This window comes from Pseudomonas beijingensis, assembly GCF_030687295.1.
Lineage (GTDB): Bacteria > Pseudomonadota > Gammaproteobacteria > Pseudomonadales > Pseudomonadaceae > Aquipseudomonas > Aquipseudomonas beijingensis.
The window spans coordinates 3,360,395-3,378,201 of record NZ_CP117425.1 but is presented as its reverse complement, the minus strand read 5'-3'; the positions used below and the strand labels follow the sequence as shown (position 1 = coordinate 3,378,201).

General features: G+C 62.4%; 12 protein-coding genes and 2 pseudogenes. 4 read left to right on the top strand and 10 right to left on the bottom strand.

Translation table 11 applies throughout. From position 1 onward, the window contains the following. Window positions 1-5 precede the first annotated feature (5 nt). The gene (locus tag PSH84_RS15325; RefSeq protein WP_122568161.1) at window positions 6-695 is read left to right on the top strand and encodes an endonuclease; all 690 of its coding nucleotides are present in this window, start codon (window positions 6-8) and stop codon (window positions 693-695) included. A 149-nt stretch (window positions 696-844) separates the two neighbouring features. Here the strand turns inward: PSH84_RS15325 and PSH84_RS15320 are convergent, their stop codons facing one another. After that, a complete protein-coding gene (locus PSH84_RS15320; protein WP_305470480.1) occupies window positions 845-1,210 on the bottom strand; it encodes an SPOR domain-containing protein in 366 nt (121 codons plus the stop codon). 247 nt (window positions 1,211-1,457) lie between these two features. On the opposite strand from PSH84_RS15320, the gene csrA reads away from it, so the two are divergent. Next, complete coding sequence (gene csrA, locus PSH84_RS15315) at window positions 1,458-1,652, top strand: carbon storage regulator CsrA (protein WP_003179932.1); 195 nt, start codon at window positions 1,458-1,460, stop codon at window positions 1,650-1,652. Window positions 1,653-1,846: 194 nt separating this feature from the next. On the opposite strand, the gene PSH84_RS15310 is transcribed toward csrA, so the two are convergent. From PSH84_RS15310 to PSH84_RS15300, 3 genes are all read right to left on the bottom strand, one after another. After that, window positions 1,847-2,302 carry a DUF2214 family protein gene (locus tag PSH84_RS15310; RefSeq protein WP_305481325.1) on the bottom strand — a complete coding sequence of 152 codons (456 nt, stop codon included), beginning with the start codon at window positions 2,300-2,302 and terminating at the stop codon, window positions 1,847-1,849. A 331-nt stretch (window positions 2,303-2,633) separates the two neighbouring features. Beyond that, window positions 2,634-4,016 (bottom strand): cysteine--tRNA ligase, encoded by a 1,383-nt coding sequence (gene cysS, locus PSH84_RS15305; RefSeq protein ID WP_305470478.1) that lies wholly within the window; start codon window positions 4,014-4,016, stop codon window positions 2,634-2,636. Window positions 4,017-4,037: 21 nt separating this feature from the next. Further along, complete coding sequence (locus tag PSH84_RS15300) at window positions 4,038-5,735, bottom strand: glutamine--tRNA ligase/YqeY domain fusion protein (RefSeq protein ID WP_122568157.1); 1,698 nt, start codon at window positions 5,733-5,735, stop codon at window positions 4,038-4,040. A gap of 249 nt (window positions 5,736-5,984) precedes the next feature. On the opposite strand from PSH84_RS15300, the gene PSH84_RS15295 reads away from it, so the two are divergent. Together PSH84_RS15295 and lpxH are read left to right on the top strand one after the other, a co-directional pair. Further along, window positions 5,985-6,488: a peptidylprolyl isomerase gene (locus tag PSH84_RS15295; protein WP_122568409.1), complete on the top strand. Its 504-nt coding sequence runs from the start codon at window positions 5,985-5,987 to the stop codon at window positions 6,486-6,488. After that, on the top strand, window positions 6,485-7,234 hold the full coding sequence (lpxH, locus tag PSH84_RS15290; RefSeq protein ID WP_305481324.1) for a UDP-2,3-diacylglucosamine diphosphatase: 750 nt from the start codon (window positions 6,485-6,487) through the stop codon (window positions 7,232-7,234). Before PSH84_RS15295 ends, lpxH begins: the two co-directional genes overlap by 4 nt. A gap of 131 nt (window positions 7,235-7,365) precedes the next feature. Here lpxH and PSH84_RS15285 read toward each other — a convergent pair. The 6 genes and pseudogenes from PSH84_RS15285 to PSH84_RS15260 form a co-directional block, all read right to left on the bottom strand. Continuing rightward, window positions 7,366-8,896, bottom strand: a pseudogene (locus tag PSH84_RS15285) (DHA2 family efflux MFS transporter permease subunit). A 174-nt stretch (window positions 8,897-9,070) separates the two neighbouring features. Beyond that, window positions 9,071-10,270: an HlyD family secretion protein gene (locus PSH84_RS15280; protein ID WP_122568154.1), complete on the bottom strand. Its 1,200-nt coding sequence runs from the start codon at window positions 10,268-10,270 to the stop codon at window positions 9,071-9,073. Between the two features lie 15 nt (window positions 10,271-10,285). Further along, window positions 10,286-11,740: an efflux transporter outer membrane subunit gene (locus PSH84_RS15275; protein ID WP_305481323.1), complete on the bottom strand. Its 1,455-nt coding sequence runs from the start codon at window positions 11,738-11,740 to the stop codon at window positions 10,286-10,288. Continuing rightward, window positions 11,737-12,210, bottom strand: a complete 474-nt coding sequence (locus PSH84_RS15270) for a MarR family winged helix-turn-helix transcriptional regulator (RefSeq protein WP_122568152.1) — start codon at window positions 12,208-12,210, stop codon at window positions 11,737-11,739. The genes PSH84_RS15275 and PSH84_RS15270 overlap by 4 nt, the downstream gene beginning before the upstream one ends. A 158-nt stretch (window positions 12,211-12,368) precedes the next feature. Next, a complete protein-coding gene (locus tag PSH84_RS15265; protein ID WP_305481321.1) occupies window positions 12,369-16,055 on the bottom strand; it encodes a translocation/assembly module TamB domain-containing protein in 3,687 nt (1,228 codons plus the stop codon). Further along, window positions 16,052-17,795 (bottom strand): annotated as a pseudogene (locus PSH84_RS15260) (autotransporter assembly complex protein TamA). Before PSH84_RS15260 ends, PSH84_RS15265 begins: the two are co-directional and overlap by 4 nt. Window positions 17,796-17,807: the final 12 nt, after the last annotated feature.

Sequence of the window (17,807 nt, the reverse complement as noted above, 5' to 3'; positions counted from 1 at the left end):
GCCTGATGAGTGTTCGCTGTTTAGCTTTTTTGCTTGTGTTCATCGCCTTGGGCGCACAGGCCGGTGCCCCGCGCACCTTCAACGAAGCCAAGAAAATCGCCTGGAAACTCTACGCCCCGCAATCCACCGAGTTCTACTGTGGCTGCAAATACACCGGCAACCGCGTGAACCTGGCCGCCTGCGGTTATGTACCGCGCAAGAACGCCAGCCGTGCCGCTCGCATTGAGTGGGAGCATATCGTTCCGGCGTGGCAGATCGGCCATCAGCGCCAATGCTGGCAACAAGGCGGTCGCAAGAACTGCACCCGCTATGATCCAGTCTATCAACGGGCCGAGGCCGACCTGCACAACCTGGTGCCGAGCATCGGGGAAGTGAATGGCGATCGCAGCAATTTCAGTTTCGGCTGGCTGCCAGAGCAAAAGGGCCAATACGGCTCATGCCTGACCCAAGTGGATTTCAAGGCCAAGAAGGTCATGCCCCGCCCTTCCATCCGAGGGATGATCGCCCGGACCTATTTCTACATGAGCAAGCAATATGGCCTGCGCCTCTCGAAGCAGGACCGGCGCCTGTATGAAGCCTGGGACAAGACCTACCCGGTCGAAAGCTGGGAACGCCAGCGCAACCAGAGCGTGGCGTGCGTCATGGGACGCGGGAACGAGTTCGTGGGGCCGGTGGACATGAAGGCCTGCGGTTGACCTCGCATTCGTGACCAGCACAAACCCACTGTGGGAGCGAGCTTGCTCGCGATAGGGACATGTCAGTCAACATAGATGTTGGCTGATCCACCGCTATCGCGAGCAAGCTCGCTCCCACAGATTTTACTGGCTTTTTTGCTCTACCCCGATCATTGGGCCGTCGGGTAGTCCACCACCAACGTCTCGATGTTGCGTTTCTTCGCCCGGACCAGTGCGGCCGTGACCTGTTCCTGCTTGGCTTGGGCTTCGGCCTCGGAACTGAAAGGGCCGACCAGGACGCGCTCCTTGCCGTTTTCCCGCACCACGTTCGACATGAAACTATGCTCGATGAGCCAACCGGTCAGGTCACTGACAGCCTGCGGTGTCTGGCCGCGAACCTCGACGGCCCACTGCGGCGCGGCAGCGACGGCCGGTGCGGAGGTCGCGGCGGGTTTGGGCTTCGGTGCTTCGACGTCACGCCCTTCACCGCATCCTGCCAACGCTAATACCGCGATAACCCAAGCCAATTTGCGCACAACGTTTCCCCTGGAAGACATGAGGTATGGATTTTAGCACCCGTGCCCGTCAAGATCGCCGCCAACAATGCTCAAAACACGAGAATCCTGCTCGGCGTCTCTGTATAGTCGCACCCTGGGAATTAATGCTGCATCTGCACGTCAGAAAGAGGCACCCACATTGTGACACTTAGCACTAATCTATAAGCAGTACCGACATCTGCACTGTCTGAATCAGGTGCCCTATAAAGCAATCAAGGAGAACACCATGCTGATACTCACCCGCAAAGTCGGTGAAAGCATAAACATTGGTGACGACATCACGATCACCATTCTGGGCGTTAGCGGCCAACAAGTACGGATCGGCATCAACGCCCCGAAAAACGTTGCGGTGCATCGTGAAGAGATCTATCAGCGTATTCAGGCCGGCCTTACCGCCCCCGACAAGCCGCAAACTCCCTGAACATTGCAGCAGTCCGCAGCCAGCCCGTTTGCATCGTCGCAATGGCTGGCTAAAGATTCTGGCCGACCACGCCATACTTCGCCCCACCCTCGCCTTCGTTCGTCCCACCCGTGAACCGATACTAATGGCATGGCGCTGAGCATGGCTGTCAGACGTTTCGTTTTAATGATGACGAAGCAGGCGTTCGCGGCCGGTCAGCCCAGACCCACGCCGCGCGCCATGCCTGTGGCGGCGACGACCATCAAGATCAGCAACAAGGCTTCGATATGGCTGATCCGCGCAAGTCGGCCGGCTTTCGAAGGATCGATCGCCGTCCCTTTGCCCAGCGCCATCCGCCATTTGATCAGGGCGATCATCGGTACGATTTCAAGCAACAGGATCAACAGCAGCAACGTCATCTTCAGATGAAACAGCGGTTGATGCAGGTAATAGTCCGTGCCTTTTTCGTACCCGCCGAACGCTCGCATCCCACCGGTCACCAACAGCACCAGCGCCGACAGACCCCACAGATTGTCAGCCACCAAGACACTCCGCACCGCGTCCACACCGCCCGCCAGGCGTCGTAGTGCCGTGCCGCGCGTCAGCACCGCCCAGAACCCGAGGGCGAACGCCAGCAGATGAATTGCCGCAAGCGACCAATGAGCCAACATGGAAGAGCCCTGTCATAGAACGTCGAATCGACCTGACAGTACTAGCTCATAAAGGGATGATTGCCAGGCTGAGCACAAAAAATTGTGGGAGCGAGCTTGCTCGCGATGGCGGTGTATCAGTCGACAAACATGTTGTCTGACACTCCGCTATCGCGAGCAAGCTCGCTCCCACAGGAATTGGAGGCGGGCAAAAATTGGGGACCACAGCAGATCCAATGTGGGAGCGGGCTTGCTCGCGAATGCAGTGTGTCAGTCAACAAATCACTAACTGATGCACCGCATTCGCGAGCAAGCCCGCTCCCACAAGGGGAATTGTGCGCGCTAAGAAATCTTAGTCCGCCAACCGCCAGGTCGTCCCACCCTTCCCGTCTTCCAGCACCACGCCCATGGCGGTGAGCTGGTCGCGGATGCGGTCGGATTCGGCCCAGTCCTTGTTCGCCCGCGCAGTCAGGCGCGCCTGGATCAAGGCCTCGACCTGCGCGGCGTCCACGCGACCTTCGGCGCCGGCCTGCAGGAAATCATCGGCTTCGAGCTGCAACACACCCAGCACGCTGGCCAGTTCTTTCAGGCGGGCCGCCAGGCCAGCCGCGGCATTGAGATCGCTCTCGCGCAGGCGGTTGATCTCGCGCACCATCTCGAACAGCACCGCGCAGGCTTCCGGCGTGCCGAAGTCGTCGTTCATCACCTCGGTAAAGCGTGCAACGAACGCTTCGCCGCCGGCCGCCGGCACATTCGGCAAGCCTTTCAACGCATGGTAGAAACGTTCCAGGGCACCCTTGGCGTCCTTGAGGTTGTCTTCCGAGTAGTTGATGGCGCTGCGGTAATGACTCGACACCAGCAGGTAACGAATGACTTCCGGGTGGTACTTTTCCAGCACGTCACGGATGGTGAAGAAGTTGTTCAAGGACTTGGACATCTTCTCGCCGTTGATCCGGATCATGCCGCAATGCATCCACGCGTTGGCGTAGGTCTTGCCGGTGGCGGCTTCACTCTGGGCGATTTCGTTTTCGTGGTGCGGAAATTCCAGGTCGCTACCGCCCCCATGAATGTCGAACGTCTCGCCCAGGCAGCAGGTGGACATCACCGAGCATTCGATGTGCCAGCCCGGACGCCCGGCGCCCCATGGGGATTCCCAGCTCGGCTCACCCGGCTTGGCCGCCTTCCACAGGACGAAGTCCAGCGGGTCCTGCTTCGACTCGTCGACTTCGATGCGCGCGCCGATGCGCAGGTCTTCGATCTTCTTGCGCGACAGCTTGCCGTAGCCCATGAACTTGGCGACGCGGTAGTACACGTCGCCATTGCCCGGTGCGTAGGCATAGCCCTTGTCGATCAAGGTCTGGATCATCGCCAGCATGCCCGGGATGTGGTCCGTGGCACGAGGCTCCAGGTCCGGCTTGAGGATATTGAGGCGCGCCTCGTCCTCGTGCATGGCCTTGATCATGCGCTCGGTCAGCGCATCGTAAGGCTCGCCGTTTTCACGGGCACGGTTGATGATCTTGTCTTCGATGTCAGTGATGTTGCGCACGTAGGTCAGGTCATAACCGCTGAACCGCAGCCAGCGGGTCACCAGGTCGAAGGCGACCATGCTGCGACCATGACCGATGTGGCAGTAGTCGTACACGGTCATGCCGCAGACGTACATGCGGACCTTGTTGCCATCCAGCGGCTTGAAGACTTCTTTGCTCTTGGTGAGCGTGTTGTAGATCGTAAGCACAGGGTTTCCCTTAAGACTTGATCACTGACCCCAGGAATCGCGCAAGGTCACGGTACGGTTGAATACCGGAGCACCGGGTTTCGAGTCCTTGATATCCGCGCAGAAATAACCTTCGCGCTCGAACTGGAAACGGTCTTCCGGCTGTGCGTTGCCCAACGAAGGCTCGGCACGACAACCCGTGAGTACTTGCAGGGAGTCAGGGTTGATGTTGTCCAGGAAGCTGGCGCTGTCTTCAGCCTTTTCCGGATTCGGCGAACGGAACAGGCGATCGTACAGGCGCACTTCGCACTCGACGCTGGCGGCGGCCGGCACCCAGTGGATCACGCCCTTGACCTTGCGACCTTCCGGGTTCTTGCCCAGGGTGTCGGGGTCATAGGAGCAACGCAGTTCGACGATGTTGCCGTCGGCGTCCTTGATCGCTTCGTCAGCGCGGATCACGTAGCTGCCACGCAGGCGCACTTCGCCGGCCGGCTCCAGGCGCTTGTAACCTTTTGGCGGCTCTTCCATGAAGTCATCGCGATCGATGTAGATTTCCCGGGCGAACGGCAGGACGCGCACGCCCATGTCTTCTTTCGGGTGACGCGGCAGCTCGAGGTTCTCGACCTGGCCTTCCGGGTAATTGGTGATCACGACTTTCAGCGGACGCAGCACGCACATGGCACGCGGAGCGCTGTGGTCCAGGTCATCGCGGATGCTGAATTCCAGCATGCCGAAGTCCACCACACCGTCGGAACGGTTGGTGCCGACCATCTCGCAGAAGTTGCGGATCGACTTTGGCGTGTAACCACGACGACGGAAGCCCGACAGCGTCGACATGCGCGGGTCATCCCAACCGTTGACGTGCTTCTCGTCCACCAGTTGCTTGAGCTTGCGCTTGCTGGTGATGGTGTAGTTCAGGTTCAAGCGGCTGAATTCGTACTGGCGCGGGGTGGCCGGCACGGGCAGGTGCTCGAGGAACCACTCGTACAACGGGCGATGGCTTTCGAACTCCAGGGTGCAGATCGAATGGGTGATGCCTTCGATGGCGTCCGACTGACCATGGGTGAAGTCATAGTTGGGGTAGATGCACCATTTGTCGCCGGTCTGGTGGTGATGGGCGTGACGGATGCGGTACATGATCGGGTCGCGCAGGTTCATGTTCGGCGAGGCCATGTCGATCTTGGCGCGCAGCACCCGTGCACCGTCCGGGAATTCACCGGCGCGCATGCGGGCGAACAGGTCCAGGTTCTCTTCCACGCTGCGCTCACGGAACGGGCTGTTCTTGCCCGGCTCGGTCAGGCTGCCGCGGTATTCCTTGGCCTGCTCGGGGGTCAGGTCACACACGTAGGCGTTGCCAGCCTTGATCAGTTCCACCGCCCAGTCGTGCAACTGGTCGAAATATTGCGAGGCGTAGCGCACCTCACCGGACCATTCGAAACCCAGCCACTTGACGTCGCTTTCGATCGCGTCGATGTATTCCTGGTCTTCCTTGGCCGGGTTGGTGTCGTCGAAACGCAGGTGCGTGACGCCGCCGAACTCCTGGGCCAGGCCGAAATTCACGCAGATCGACTTGGCATGGCCGATGTGCAGGTAGCCGTTGGGCTCCGGCGGGAAACGAGTGACGATCTGTGTGTGCTTACCCGAGTCCAGGTCCGCCTGGATGATCGGGCGCAGGAAATTGACCGGCACGGCCGGGCCGGTCTTGGAATTCGAGGTAGGGTCGACAGTGGGCTTGCTCATAGGATCCTTGAACGTACAAGTGCGCGGCCGGGTGCGGCCTGATAAATCAAAGCCCGTATCATAGCCGATGCTGTCAAGTACCTGACAGGCCAGGCCGGCAAACGATTGAATTTAATCGACGGCCAGATGAAAAACAGCCTCGAAATTCGTGCCCGGCGCGCTAAACTGCCCAGCCTGGCCCAATACAGCCAGACCGGTTGCGGGCATCACAGCCCCGAAACCCACGAATTCCTTGAAAGAGTACCGACCATGAGCAAAGTCAAACTGTCCACCAACCACGGCGACATCGTCCTGGAACTGAACGCTGAGAAAGCGCCGCTGACCGTGGCCAACTTCATCGAATACGTCAACGCCGGCCACTACGAAAACACCGTTTTCCACCGCGTCATCGGCAACTTCATGATCCAGGGCGGCGGTTTCGAGCCAGGCATGAAAGAAAAGAAAGACAAGCGCCCAAGCATCCAGAACGAAGCCGACAACGGCCTGCCGAACGAAAAGTACACCGTTGCCATGGCCCGTACCATGGAGCCGCATTCGGCTTCCGCGCAGTTTTTCATCAACGTGGCGGACAACAGCTTCCTGAACCACAGCAGCAAGACCACCCAGGGCTGGGGCTACGCAGTATTCGGCAAAGTGGTTGAAGGCACCGATGTGGTCGACAAGATCAAAGGCGTTTCCACCACTTCCAAGGCCGGCCACCAGGACGTGCCAGCAGAAGACGTGATCATCGAGAAAGCCGAGATCATTGAGTGATACTGCTGATTTCAGATTTGCATCTGGAAGAGGAGCGCCCGGACATTACCCGGGCGTTTCTGGATTTGATCGCCACACGCGCCCGCTCGGCGCAAGCGTTGTACATTCTGGGCGACTTTTTTGAAGCCTGGATCGGCGACGATGCCATGACGCCGTTCCAGCGTTCCATCTGCCAGGCCCTGCGCGAATTGAGCGACAGCGGCACGGCCATTTTCCTGATGCACGGCAATCGCGACTTCATGCTGGGGCAGGCCTTTTGCAAAGCGGCTGGCTGCACCCTGCTCAAGGACCCGAGTGTCGTGCAGCTCAACGGCGAGCCGGTGCTGCTGATGCACGGCGACAGCCTCTGCACCCGCGACGAAGGCTACATGAAACTGCGGCGCTGGCTGCGCAACCCGGTCACGCTGTTCATCCTGCGCCACCTGCCGCTGGGCAGCCGCCAGAAACTGGCGCGCAAACTGCGCAGCGAAAGCCGCACGCAGACACGCATGAAAGCCAATGACATCGTCGACGTCACGCCCGAAGAGATCCCGCGGATCATGCAGCAATACGGCGTGAGGACCTTGGTCCACGGCCATACCCACCGCCCCGCCATCCACAAGCTGCAACTGGGCGAACACGCAGCGAGACGCATCGTGCTGGGGGATTGGGACAAACAAGGCTGGGCATTGCAGGTGGATGAACAGGGGTTCGCGTTGGCGCCGTTTGGTTTTGGTAATGCGCAGTTGGCGTTGCCAAGCCATTAAAGAACCCATGAGATCCCCTGTGGGAGCGAGCTTGCTCGCGATAGCGATGTGTCAGTCGTCATCAACGTTGACTGTCATGCCGCTATCGCGAGCAAGCTCGCTCCCACATTGGATTGCATTTCACGTCTGAATCAATGCCCTGCCGACGCAGGCCCCGCCTTCGCCGCAAACGGCGGTTTGGCCAGCCATACCAGCACGATCAACCCCATGAACGCCCACCCCAGCAGCGTGAAGTAATCCACGGTGGAGAGCATGTACGCCTGGCTGTTGAGGACCTGCTCAAGCCGGGCATAGGCCGGTGCGCTCGCACCGCCAAGCTGGTTGAGCGCCTCGCGGGGTGGCCGGCTCGAAGGTGCTGATGCTTTCGCTCAGGTAGGCATGATGCTGGTCGGCCCGGCGGATCCAGATCCAGGTGGTCAACGACGCGGCAAAGCTGCCGCCCAGGGTCCGCAGGAACGTTGCCAGCCCCGCGCCGTCGGCAATCTGGTGCGGCGGCAGGTCCGACATCAGGATGCTCAGGGTCGGCATGAAGAACAGCGCCACGCCGATGCCCATGAACAACTGCACCAGCGCAATGTGCTGGAAATCCACCTCGTTGGTGAACCCGGCGCGCATGAAGCAGCTCAGGCCGATGGCCAGGAACGCCAGCCCCGCCAGCAAGCGCAGGTCGAACTTGTGGGCGTACTTGCCGACGAAGGGCGACATCAACACCGGCAGGATGCCGATGGGCGCCACCGCCAGCCCGGCCCAGGTCGCGGTGTAGCCCATCTGTGTCTGCAACCACTGCGGCAGGATCAGGTTGATGCCGAAGAACCCGGCATAGCCGCCCACCAACACAATGGTGCCGATGCGGAAATTGCGATAGGCGAACAGGCGCAGGTTGACCACCGGATGGCGATCGGTCATTTCCCAGATCACGAACACCGCCAGGGCAATGACTGAAATCAGCGCGCCAATGATGATGAAATTCGACTCGAACCAGTCCAGGTCGTTGCCCTTGTCGAGAATCACCTGGAGCGCACCGACACCGATGATCAGCGTGATCAACCCCACGTAATCCATCGGTTGGCGACTGGTGACCACCTCTCGCGCCTTGAGCTGTTGACGCACCACCATCACCGCGAAAATCCCGATGGGCACGTTGATGAAGAAAATCCACGGCCAGCTGTAGCTATCGGTGATCCAGCCGCCGAGGATCGGCCCGGCAATCGGCGCCACCACCGTGACCATCGCCAGCAACGCCAGGGCCATACCGCGCCTGGCCGGTGGGTAGACGGCAATCAGCAAGGTCTGGGTCATCGGGTACAACGGCCCGGCCACCAGCCCCTGAACCACGCGGAAACCAATCAGCTCCGGCATTGAGGTGGAAATGCCACACAAGAACGAAGCGAGCACGAACAGCATCGTCGCCCACAAAAACAGCTTCACCTCACCAAACCGACGGCTGAGCCAACCGGTGAGCGGCAGGGCGATGGCATTGCTCACCGCGAACGAAGTGATCACCCAGGTGCCCTGCTCCGAGCTGACGCCCAGGTTGCCGGAAATGGTCGGCAAGGCGACGTTGGCAATGGTGGTGTCGAGCACTTGCATGAACGTCGCCAGCGACAGCCCGATGGTGCTGAGCAACAGGCTGGGCGGCGTGAAGGACGCGTTATTGCTCATTGCGAAATCCTATGAAGCAGAGGTGGCGAAATCCCTTAGGGCAAGACACAACCCTGTGGGAGCAAGGCTTGCCCGCGATGGCGTCCTACCAGTCAATATCGCTGTTGACCATCACACCGCCATCGCGGGCAAGCCTTGCTCCCACAGATTTCAGAGGTTGGCCTGCAATTGCGATCAGCGCTGCGCGGTCTTGCTCGCCGCGGCACTGTTGTCGTGGATCAGCCGCGTGATCATCGCGTCGGCATCGGCCAACTGCCGGTCATAGACCTGGGTGCTGAACGAGGCTTTCTGCGGCGGCTGCTGGGCCAGCACCGGGCCGCTCTGGTCGTGCAGGTTGACGCTGACCTGGGTCGACAGGCCGACCCGCAACGGATGCTTGGCCAACTCCTGGGCATTGATGTGAATGCGCACCGGCACCCGCTGGACGATCTTGATCCAGTTCCCCGTGGCGTTCTGCGCCGGCAGCAAGGCAAACGCACTGCCGGTCCCGGCGCCCAGGCTGTCGATGGTGCCGCTGTACTTCACATCGCTGCCGTACAGGTCGGCTTCGATGTCCACCGGCTGGCCAATGCGCATGTCACGCAGTTGGGTTTCCTTGAAGTTGGCGTCGATCCACAGCTGATCCAGCGGGATCACCGCCATCAAGGCCGTGCCCGGCTGCACCCGTTGGCCCAATTGCACGGTGCGCTTGGCGACATAACCGGTGACCGGCGCGATCAAGGTGCTGCGGGCGTTGGTCAGGAAGGCCTGGCGCAATTGCGCGGCGGCGGCTTGCACGTCGGGATGGGACGACACCACGGTATCGTCCACCAAGGCGCTGCTGGTCTTGAGCTGTTGCCGGGTATTGGCCAAGGCGTTCTGCGCCGAGGTCAGGTCATCCCGGGCGTGGGACAGCTCTTCCTGGGAAATCGCCCCGCCGGCCGCCAGGTTCTTGCGTCGGCTGTAGTTTTCCTGGGCTTTTTGCACCTCGGCCTCTTGGGCATTGACCTGCGCCCGCATGCCGTCGACGTTGCTGTACAAACCACGCACCTGGCGCACGGTCCGGGCCAGATTGGCCTGGGCACTTTGCAGCCCGACTTCGGCGTCGTTCGGGTCGAACTGCACCAGCACCTGGCCTTCACGCACCAAATCACCATCGTCGGCACCGATGCTCACTACGGTCCCGGTGACCTGCGGGGTGATCTCCACCACGTTGCCGTTCACATAGGCATCGTCGGTGCTTTCGCTCCAGCGGCCATACAGTTCATGCCAGCCCCATACACCCAGGCCCGCGAGAATGACGATCAGCGCCAGTGCCAACAGCATGACCTTGCGCTTGCGTGGGTTGCCGCTGTCTTGCGTTTGTTCGGATTGAGTCGTTTCGGCAGTCGCCATGACAAGTCCCTCGAATCAGTGGGTCGGCGTGGCCGCCGCCAGGCTCTGGGCTTCGAAACCACCGCCCAGGGCCTGCATCAGTTGGATCGACAAATCGATCTGTTCGGCATTCAGGTTCGCCAGTTGGCGCTGGGCCTGGAGCAGTTGCTGCTCGATGCTCAACACGTCCAGGTAATTACCGATGCCCGAGCCGTAGCGCTGGACCACGGTGTCGTAGGAGTTCTGTGCGATGTCGGTGGCATGTTGCTGGGCACCGATCTGACGAGCGATGTCGCGCAACTGGTTGATGGTGTCGCTGACATCGCCAAGGGCCGTGACCAGGCTCTTGTTGTACTGCGCCACCGCCAGGTCGTAATCGGCGTCCCGGGCATCCAGGTCCGCCCGCAAACGGCCGCCATCGAAGATCGGCAGCGACACGGTCGGCGCCACGTTGAAGAAGCGGCTGGCCGAACCGAACATCGCATCGCCGAGCAATGACTGCACCCCCGCCGCCGCACTCAGGTTGAGGTTGGGGTAGAAATTGGTCTTGCCGGCTTCGATGTTCTTGCTGGCCGCCTCGACCCGCCAGCGCGCCGCGACCAAGTCCGGACGGCGACCCAGCAACTCGGCCGGCAGGTTCGACGGCAAGGCGACCGCGCTGGCTTGCAGCACATTGGGCCGGGCGATTTCATTGCCGCGATCCGGGCCCTTGCCCAGTAATACCGCCAGGGCGATCTTGGCGCTTTGCAGGCGTTTCTCGGCGTCGATCAGAGTCGCATCGGCGCTGGCTTCCAGGCTTTCGGTCTGCTGGAACTGGTACTCGCTGTCGATCCCGGCGCTGAGGCGGCGCTTGCCCAGGTCGAGCATCTGCCGGGTGCGCTTGAGGTCTTCGGCGGCCAGATCATGAATGATGTGGGCCTGGCCCAGGTCGCTGTAGGCCCGGGCCACGTCGGCGGCCAGGGTCAGTTGCGCGGCCTGGCGATCGATCTCGGCGGCGCGGGCCTGGCCCAGGGCGGCTTCCCAGGCGGCACGCTGGCCACCCCAGAGGTCGAAGTTGTAGTTGAAGTCCACACTCAGCGAACGCAGGGTGCTGTACGCCCCGCCCTGCCCTTGCGGATCCTGGTCACGGGCCAGGCGCGAACGGCTGACGCTGCCACTGGCATCCAGGGTCGGCAGGCGCGCCGCGTTGGCGGCATAGGCCGCGGCACTGGCCTGGTGGACCCGGGCGCTGGCGACCTGCATGTCCGGGCTGTCGCGCAGGGCTTCACGGATCAGGCCGTCGAGTTGCGGGTCACCGAGGCTTTTCCACCAGTCGTTTTTCGGCCACGCGGCCGGCGACAGCGTGACCCCGGTCAGGGACTGTCCAGCCTGGAGGCTCTTGGCCTCGAGGCTGACGCCTTCGGTCTTCAGGCCGCTGTAGCTGGCACAACCGGCGAGGCTCATGGCCAACAGCACCAGGCTCAAGCGGGCACGCAAGGTTTGACGTTTCATTTCTCCCCCAATCGCAACACAGTGATGGGATCACCGGCGGCGAGCAGTATTTTCTTGAGGATGTCTTCGAGGGTTTGCAGCTCCTCGCGGCTGATGGCGCCGGCCAGCTGGTTCATAGCGTCGGCACCAATGAACGGCAGGCGATCGGCGAGGGCCTGGCCGGCTTCGGTCAGTACCAATTGCACCTGGCGCCGGTCCTCTGCCGAGCGTTGGCGGACCAGGAAACCTTTCTGCTCCAGGCGATCGAGCATCCGCGTCATCGAGCCGCTGTCCAGGGACAGGTAGCGACACAGCTCGACCGGCGTGTCGATGCCGTGCTGGGCCATGATGATCAACACCTTGAACTGCGCGGCGGTGATGCCGACGGGCTCCATGTGGGTGTCGATGATCCGGTCCTTGAGCAGCGCGGCGCGGCCGAGCAGCATGCCGAGGTGGCAATTGTGAAAGTCGTCTGGGGTGAAATGCTTCATCTGAGCACCGTTTGCTGCCTAGGCAGTGAATGTATGTCGAAATATTACTGCTTAGGCAGCAAATGTCAAACAAATAGTTAGCTTGCTACTAACCAGCAGACGAAATGCCGACAAACCTGTGGGAAAAGCTCGCTCCCACAGGGGGATTGGGGAAGGGTTTAGAAATCGCGCTTGTAGAAGATATCCAGCGAACTGGCGACGCCACTCGCGGCTTCGAGGTAGACCTTCTTGCTGAGCTTGTAGCGCAGGGCGATGGTGTTGGCCGGTTCGAACACGCCGACGCCGTAGCGCAGGCTGAGTTTTTCCGAGAGGTTGCCGCTGGCGACCACGCTGGTGGTGTTGCCGCTGCCTTGGGTGTCGAGTTGGAAATCATCGATACCCAGGTTACTGGCCAGGCTGCTGGTCACGCCCGAACTGCCCATCAGCCCCAGGCCCAGCGCCGCCTGGGCAAGCATGTTGTTGTCCTCGCCCGTGGTGCTCAGCGGCCGGCCCAGTACCAGGTAGGACAACGCCTGCTCCTGGCTCATGGCCGGCTCGGAGAAGATCTGCGTGGTCGGTTGCTCGGCGCTGCCGCTCAAGCGGATGCCGGCGATCACGTCGTCGGTCTGGCGAATCGCTTCGATGTCCAGGTAGGGCTGGTCGATGGGGCCGGCGAACAGCAGCCGTGCCCGGCGCACCGTCAGCCGTTGCCCGTAGGCCCGATAGCGGCCGTCGTTGAGCCACAGTTCACCGCGGGTGTCCATGTTGTCGCCGATGTGCACCTGGCCTTGCACGTTGGCCGTCAGGCCGAAACCCGAGAACGCGAGCTTGTCCTGGCCGACGATCACGTCGATGTCCATCGCCATGGCTATCGGCGCCTTGCCCTCCTCGGTCTGGTGGCCGACGATCACCGTATCATCCGACACCTTGACGGTGGACGGCGGCAGTTCGCGGACGGTGATCTCGCCTTTGGGCACCAGGACCTTGCCGGCAATGGAAAGCTGCTCGCCCTGCATCGTGATGTTCAGGTCCGGGGCGACATCGAGCACCGCGTACGGTTCGACGGTGACCGGCAACTGCGAGCCCTTGAGGGCCAGGTTCAGGGTCAGGGCCTCGCCCCAGCCGATGTTTCCCGTCAGGCTGCCCCGCCCACTCTTGCCGCTTTTCCAGTTGCCGTCGAGCCGTACCGTTTCACCGGCGATCATCGCCCGCACCTGCAAGGCCTCGAGGCTGACTGGCAGTTCCGGGCCGGAGACTTCGCCGTCGCTGAGCACCAGGTTGCCGTTGACCTGGGGCGCGAGCAAGCCACCGGACAACGTCCCGCTACCGTTCAGGTGACCGGTGAGGGTTTCCACCATTGGCACGAACGGCCGGGCCACGGACAGGTCCAGGCCGGTCAGGCGGAACGAACCGCTCAAGGGCTTGCTCGCCGGCAGCGGGTTGATCTGCGCCCGGAGCATCAGTTCGCCGAGCTTGGCGCCGACGAAATTCAGGTCGGTATCGATGCGCTTGGGGGTCAGACGACTGTTGAGCGTCAGGGTCTGATAAGGGAAGTCCAGCCATTGCGGCTTATCGCTCTCCTTATCCCGAATCCGCAAAGTACCGCCGCTGGCGTCCACCTGGATCCGGCCATTCGGGCCGCTGGCCGGCAAGTCCAGTTGCAGGTCCGCGTTGAGCCGGCCCTGCCAGGCAAAATCCTTGGGCATCCACTGGGCCAGGCTTTCGATGGGGAATTGTTTGAGGTGGTAGCGCAGCTTCGGCTCCGGCATCAGCCGTTGGTCTTCACCGCACAGGCTGGCCTCAAAGGACCGCCAGCAATGGGCGCCGACGTTGAGCGTGCCATCGGCCAGGCGCTCCAGCTTCGCCGGGGCTTGCAGGCGCCAGGCTTGACCGCCGGCCTGCACCGCGCCGCTGGCCAGGCGCCCGCGCCAATTGCCCTGGTCGAGGGCACCGTCGAACGCCAGGGTCGTGTCGAGCTGCGGCCCCTGCAAGTCCAGGTTGAGTGTTTGCCGTTTGATGTCGCCCTGCCCGCTGACGGTCAGCACGCCCAACGAAGTTTCACCGGCGCGGATACCGCTGGCCTTGAGGTCGAGCTTGCCGCGCTGGGCACTGTCGAGGGTCGCATCCAGGTTCAGGCTTTGCAGGCGATTGTCCTGAAATGCCAGTTGCGTGCCTTGCAGGCCGAGCTTGCCTTGGGGCGCCTTGAGTGTGCCGGCGACATCGACCCGGCCGACCACTTGGCCGCGCAGTTGCGGCCAGAGCTGGGCCAGGCGGGCGAGCTTGATGTCGATCTGGCCGGTGAGCTTCTGTTGCAGGCTGCCGCTGCCGGTGATGCGGTTGTCCCCCAGGCGGATGTCCAGCGCGCTGAGGTTCCACTGCTCGCCGGCGCCGCTGGCCTTGGCCTGGAACAGCGCCGGTTGGCCACGCAGCTGGCCCTTGAGATCCAGCTCTGCGTCGAGGTCGAGGCGCTCGTTCTTCATTGCCCCTTTGCTGCGCAACGGCCCGGCCAGGGTCCCGGGCAGTTCACCGAGCCAGTACGCCGGGTTGATGGCCGACAGTTGCAGCGCCGTGTCCCAGGCGATGCCGTCGGCAAATTGCAGGCTCAGATGCCCTTCGGCCTTACCCTGCCCCGCGGCGAGCTTGAGCTGCGGCAGGTGGATTTGCGTCAGGTCGCCGCTGAACGGGCTGTCCAGGCTAAAGGCCCCGGCGGGTCCGTCCAGCGCAGCCTGGAAATTGCCCAGGTAGTTGCCATCGGTGTACGAGACTTCGCCATTGAAGCTGCGCAACCTCACCTGCGGCTCGTCGATCAGCGGATACAGGCGATGCCAGGGGAAATCCAGCCAGGCGACTTTCGCCTCGGCACTCAGGCCTTCGCGCCAGTCCACTTGCCCGCTGAGTTTCAGGCTTTGCTGATTGCCGGCATCCAGATCCAGGCCGGCGATCCGGGCGCCATCGGCGTCCACGGTGCCTTGCAGCAGCAACGCGACTGGCCCTTTTTCGGCGGGCAATGTCGCCTTGCCGAGCAATTGATAACCCTTCTTCAGATCGCCTTCGCCGGTCAGTTCCAGCTGATTGAGCAACAAGGTGTCCGGCAGATCGGCGCTGGCCTTGAAGCCGTCGGCGGTGATGCGCACCTTGGCGGGTAGGTTGTCCGCCAGCGGTTGCAGCTCGCCGGTCAACTGGCCTTGCAGGTAACCGCTGCTGTCGGCCTTGAGGTTGAGGGTCTTGAGCAGGTTGCCGTCAACTTTCAGGTCCAGGGCCCAGGGCGTGGCCCCCGGCACCGGCAAGGTCAACCGGCCTTCGGCATTCAATGGCCAGTCACCGCCGGGCTTGAGCAAGCCGGACAGCGTCAGGCCCAGTTCGTCGCGCTGCAATTGCACCGAGTCGATCTGCAGACCCTCGGCAGTCCAGTGGGCAACCAATTGCAGGCCCTTGAGCTGCTCGCTGCCGTTGAACGACAGACTGCCGACCTGCACATCGCCCAGTTCGATGGCGAGCGGCAAATCCAGGTCCGGCAAGCTGATCGGACCGCTGCTCGGCTCATCGGCCGAGGCTGGCAACTGCAAGGCGACCTGATCGGCCTTGAGCTGTTCGATGCACAGGGTCATGCGCGCCAGGCACAGCGGTGACCAGGCGAATATCAGCCGATCCACCTCCACCCGACTGTCGCCTTGCAGCCACAGCAGGTGATCGGCGCTCCACTGCCCGCCCAGCCGACCCTGGAAATTCTCCACGTTCAGCCCCGGCACCAGGCCAAGGGCCCAGCGGCTGCCAAAGGCCGTGCCCAGCACCACGCTCAAGGCCAGCACGACTGCCACCAGCACCCCGGCGAGCGCTAACAGCGTCCTCTTCACACCACGCGTCACAACTCAGGCCCCATGGAAAAGTGCAATCGAATGCCGCCTTCATCGTCCATCGCATGGGCCAGGTCGAGGCGGATCGGCCCCACCGGCGACACCCAGCGCACGCCGACACCTACGCCGGTCTTCAAGCTCGGCAGCTCAAGGCTGTTAAAGGAGTTGCCCTGGTCGACGAACGTCGCCACCCGCCATTTTTCCGCGACGGAATATTGGTACTCAAGGCTGCCGGCGACCATGTAACGTCCGCCGATACGGTCGCCCTCGGCGTTTTCCGGCGACAGGCTCTGGTAGTCGTAACCCCGCACACTCTGGTCGCCACCGGCGAAAAAACGCAGGGACGGCGGGATGGATTTGTAGCCATTGGTGGCGCTGCCGCCGATCTGCGCCCCGAGCCAGCAGGCGATGTTTGTCGAACACCGTGGTCAGGCCCTTGACCATGGCGGTGCCGTATACCAGGTTGTTGTCCGAGCCCAGCCCTTCCTTGGCGACCTTGGTGTCGAACTGCAAACGGTAGCCGTTGTGCGGGTCGATGCGGTTGTCGCTGCGCAGGTAGGAATAGCTCACGCCCGGCATCAACAGCGTGCTCAGCCCCGCATCGTCGCCGAGGCGATACTCCTCGCGCTGCCACTTGAGCGACACCACCCGCTGCCAGCCACTGGGCAACTTGCTGTGCCATTCCGGGCCCACGGTGAGCAGTTTGCTGAGGCTGTCGGTGCCGGCCAGTTCTTCATATTGATAGCCGCCGGCGTAGCGCATCTTGTCGGTCAGCGGCGGGTCCAGCGGCACGTCGTACCACAGGCCGACGTTCTGCCGGGGCGCCGACACTTCCGCTTCCCAGCCATAGCTGTGGCCCTGGGGGGTTGACCCAGTGGCGCGTCCAGTTGGCTTTGGCCCGGGGGCCGACGTCGGTGGAAAAACCCAGGCCCAGGCCCATGGTGCGCGGCTTGCGCGTATCGAGCTTGACCGCCACCGGAATGACATTGTTGGTGGCTGCGGTGGGGGCCGCATCCACCCGAACACCTTCAAAATAGCCGCTCGATTGCAAGGCCTGGTTGAGTTCGGCAATCAGCTCGGAGTCGTAGGGCGCACCCGCCTTGAACGGCACCATGCGTCGCAGCAGGTCTTCGTCGAACGGCGTGTCGCCCTCGAAGCTCACCGGGCCCAAGGCATAGCGCGGGCCACTGTCGTAGACCAGTTCGATGTCGGCGATGCCCGCCTGGGGGTCCACCAGGAGTTTCTGCTGGGTGAAGCGCCCGCTGAAAAAACCATAGCGCGAGGCCTGGTTCTGGATCACCCGCTTGGCGTCTTCATAGCGACCATGGTTGAGCACTGCGCCGGGTTTCAGGGCGGCGTTGCTGGGTACGCGAAAGGCCTTGAGCGCCGCCGCCGGGCCATCGATGCGCACGGTGACGTTGCGCAGGTGCACCGGCTCGCCGGGGTCGATGGTGAGCACCAGGCGTGGGTCCTTGCCGCCCTTGACCTCACTGTCGATCTGCGGCTGGTAGTAGCCCAGCGCCTGGGCGGCCTTGCGCGCCTGCTCCTCGGCGCCGCGACTGAAGCGCAGCAAGGCCTCCTCATCACGATCGCCCAAGCCACCGATGTAACCTTCTACGTTGGCCTTGAGTTCGTCGTTGGACGGCTGGACGCGTACTTCCAATTCACTGTTTGCCAGCGCCGCGCAGCTGAGGGACAGCAAAAGCGCGCCACGGGTCATTCTTCCTGAGAGGTTCATGGCGCGGATGCTATCACGAGCGTAGG

What these genes read in the sequence shown, in the direction of transcription:
- csrA (WP_003179932.1), top strand. Translation starts at nt 1,458, where the DNA reads ATGCTGATACTCACCCGCAAAGTCGGTGAAAGCATAAACATTGGTGAC.
- PSH84_RS15325 (WP_122568161.1), top strand. Translation starts at nt 6, where the DNA reads ATGAGTGTTCGCTGTTTAGCTTTTTTGCTTGTGTTCATCGCCTTGGGC.
- PSH84_RS15295 (WP_122568409.1), top strand. Translation starts at nt 5,985, where the DNA reads ATGAGCAAAGTCAAACTGTCCACCAACCACGGCGACATCGTCCTGGAA.
- PSH84_RS15280 (WP_122568154.1), bottom strand. Translation starts at nt 10,270, where the DNA reads ATGGCGACTGCCGAAACGACTCAATCCGAACAAACGCAAGACAGCGGC.
- PSH84_RS15310 (WP_305481325.1), bottom strand. Translation starts at nt 2,302, where the DNA reads ATGTTGGCTCATTGGTCGCTTGCGGCAATTCATCTGCTGGCGTTCGCC.
- PSH84_RS15300 (WP_122568157.1), bottom strand. Translation starts at nt 5,735, where the DNA reads ATGAGCAAGCCCACTGTCGACCCTACCTCGAATTCCAAGACCGGCCCG.
- PSH84_RS15270 (WP_122568152.1), bottom strand. Translation starts at nt 12,210, where the DNA reads ATGAAGCATTTCACCCCAGACGACTTTCACAATTGCCACCTCGGCATG.
- PSH84_RS15275 (WP_305481323.1), bottom strand. Translation starts at nt 11,740, where the DNA reads ATGAAACGTCAAACCTTGCGTGCCCGCTTGAGCCTGGTGCTGTTGGCC.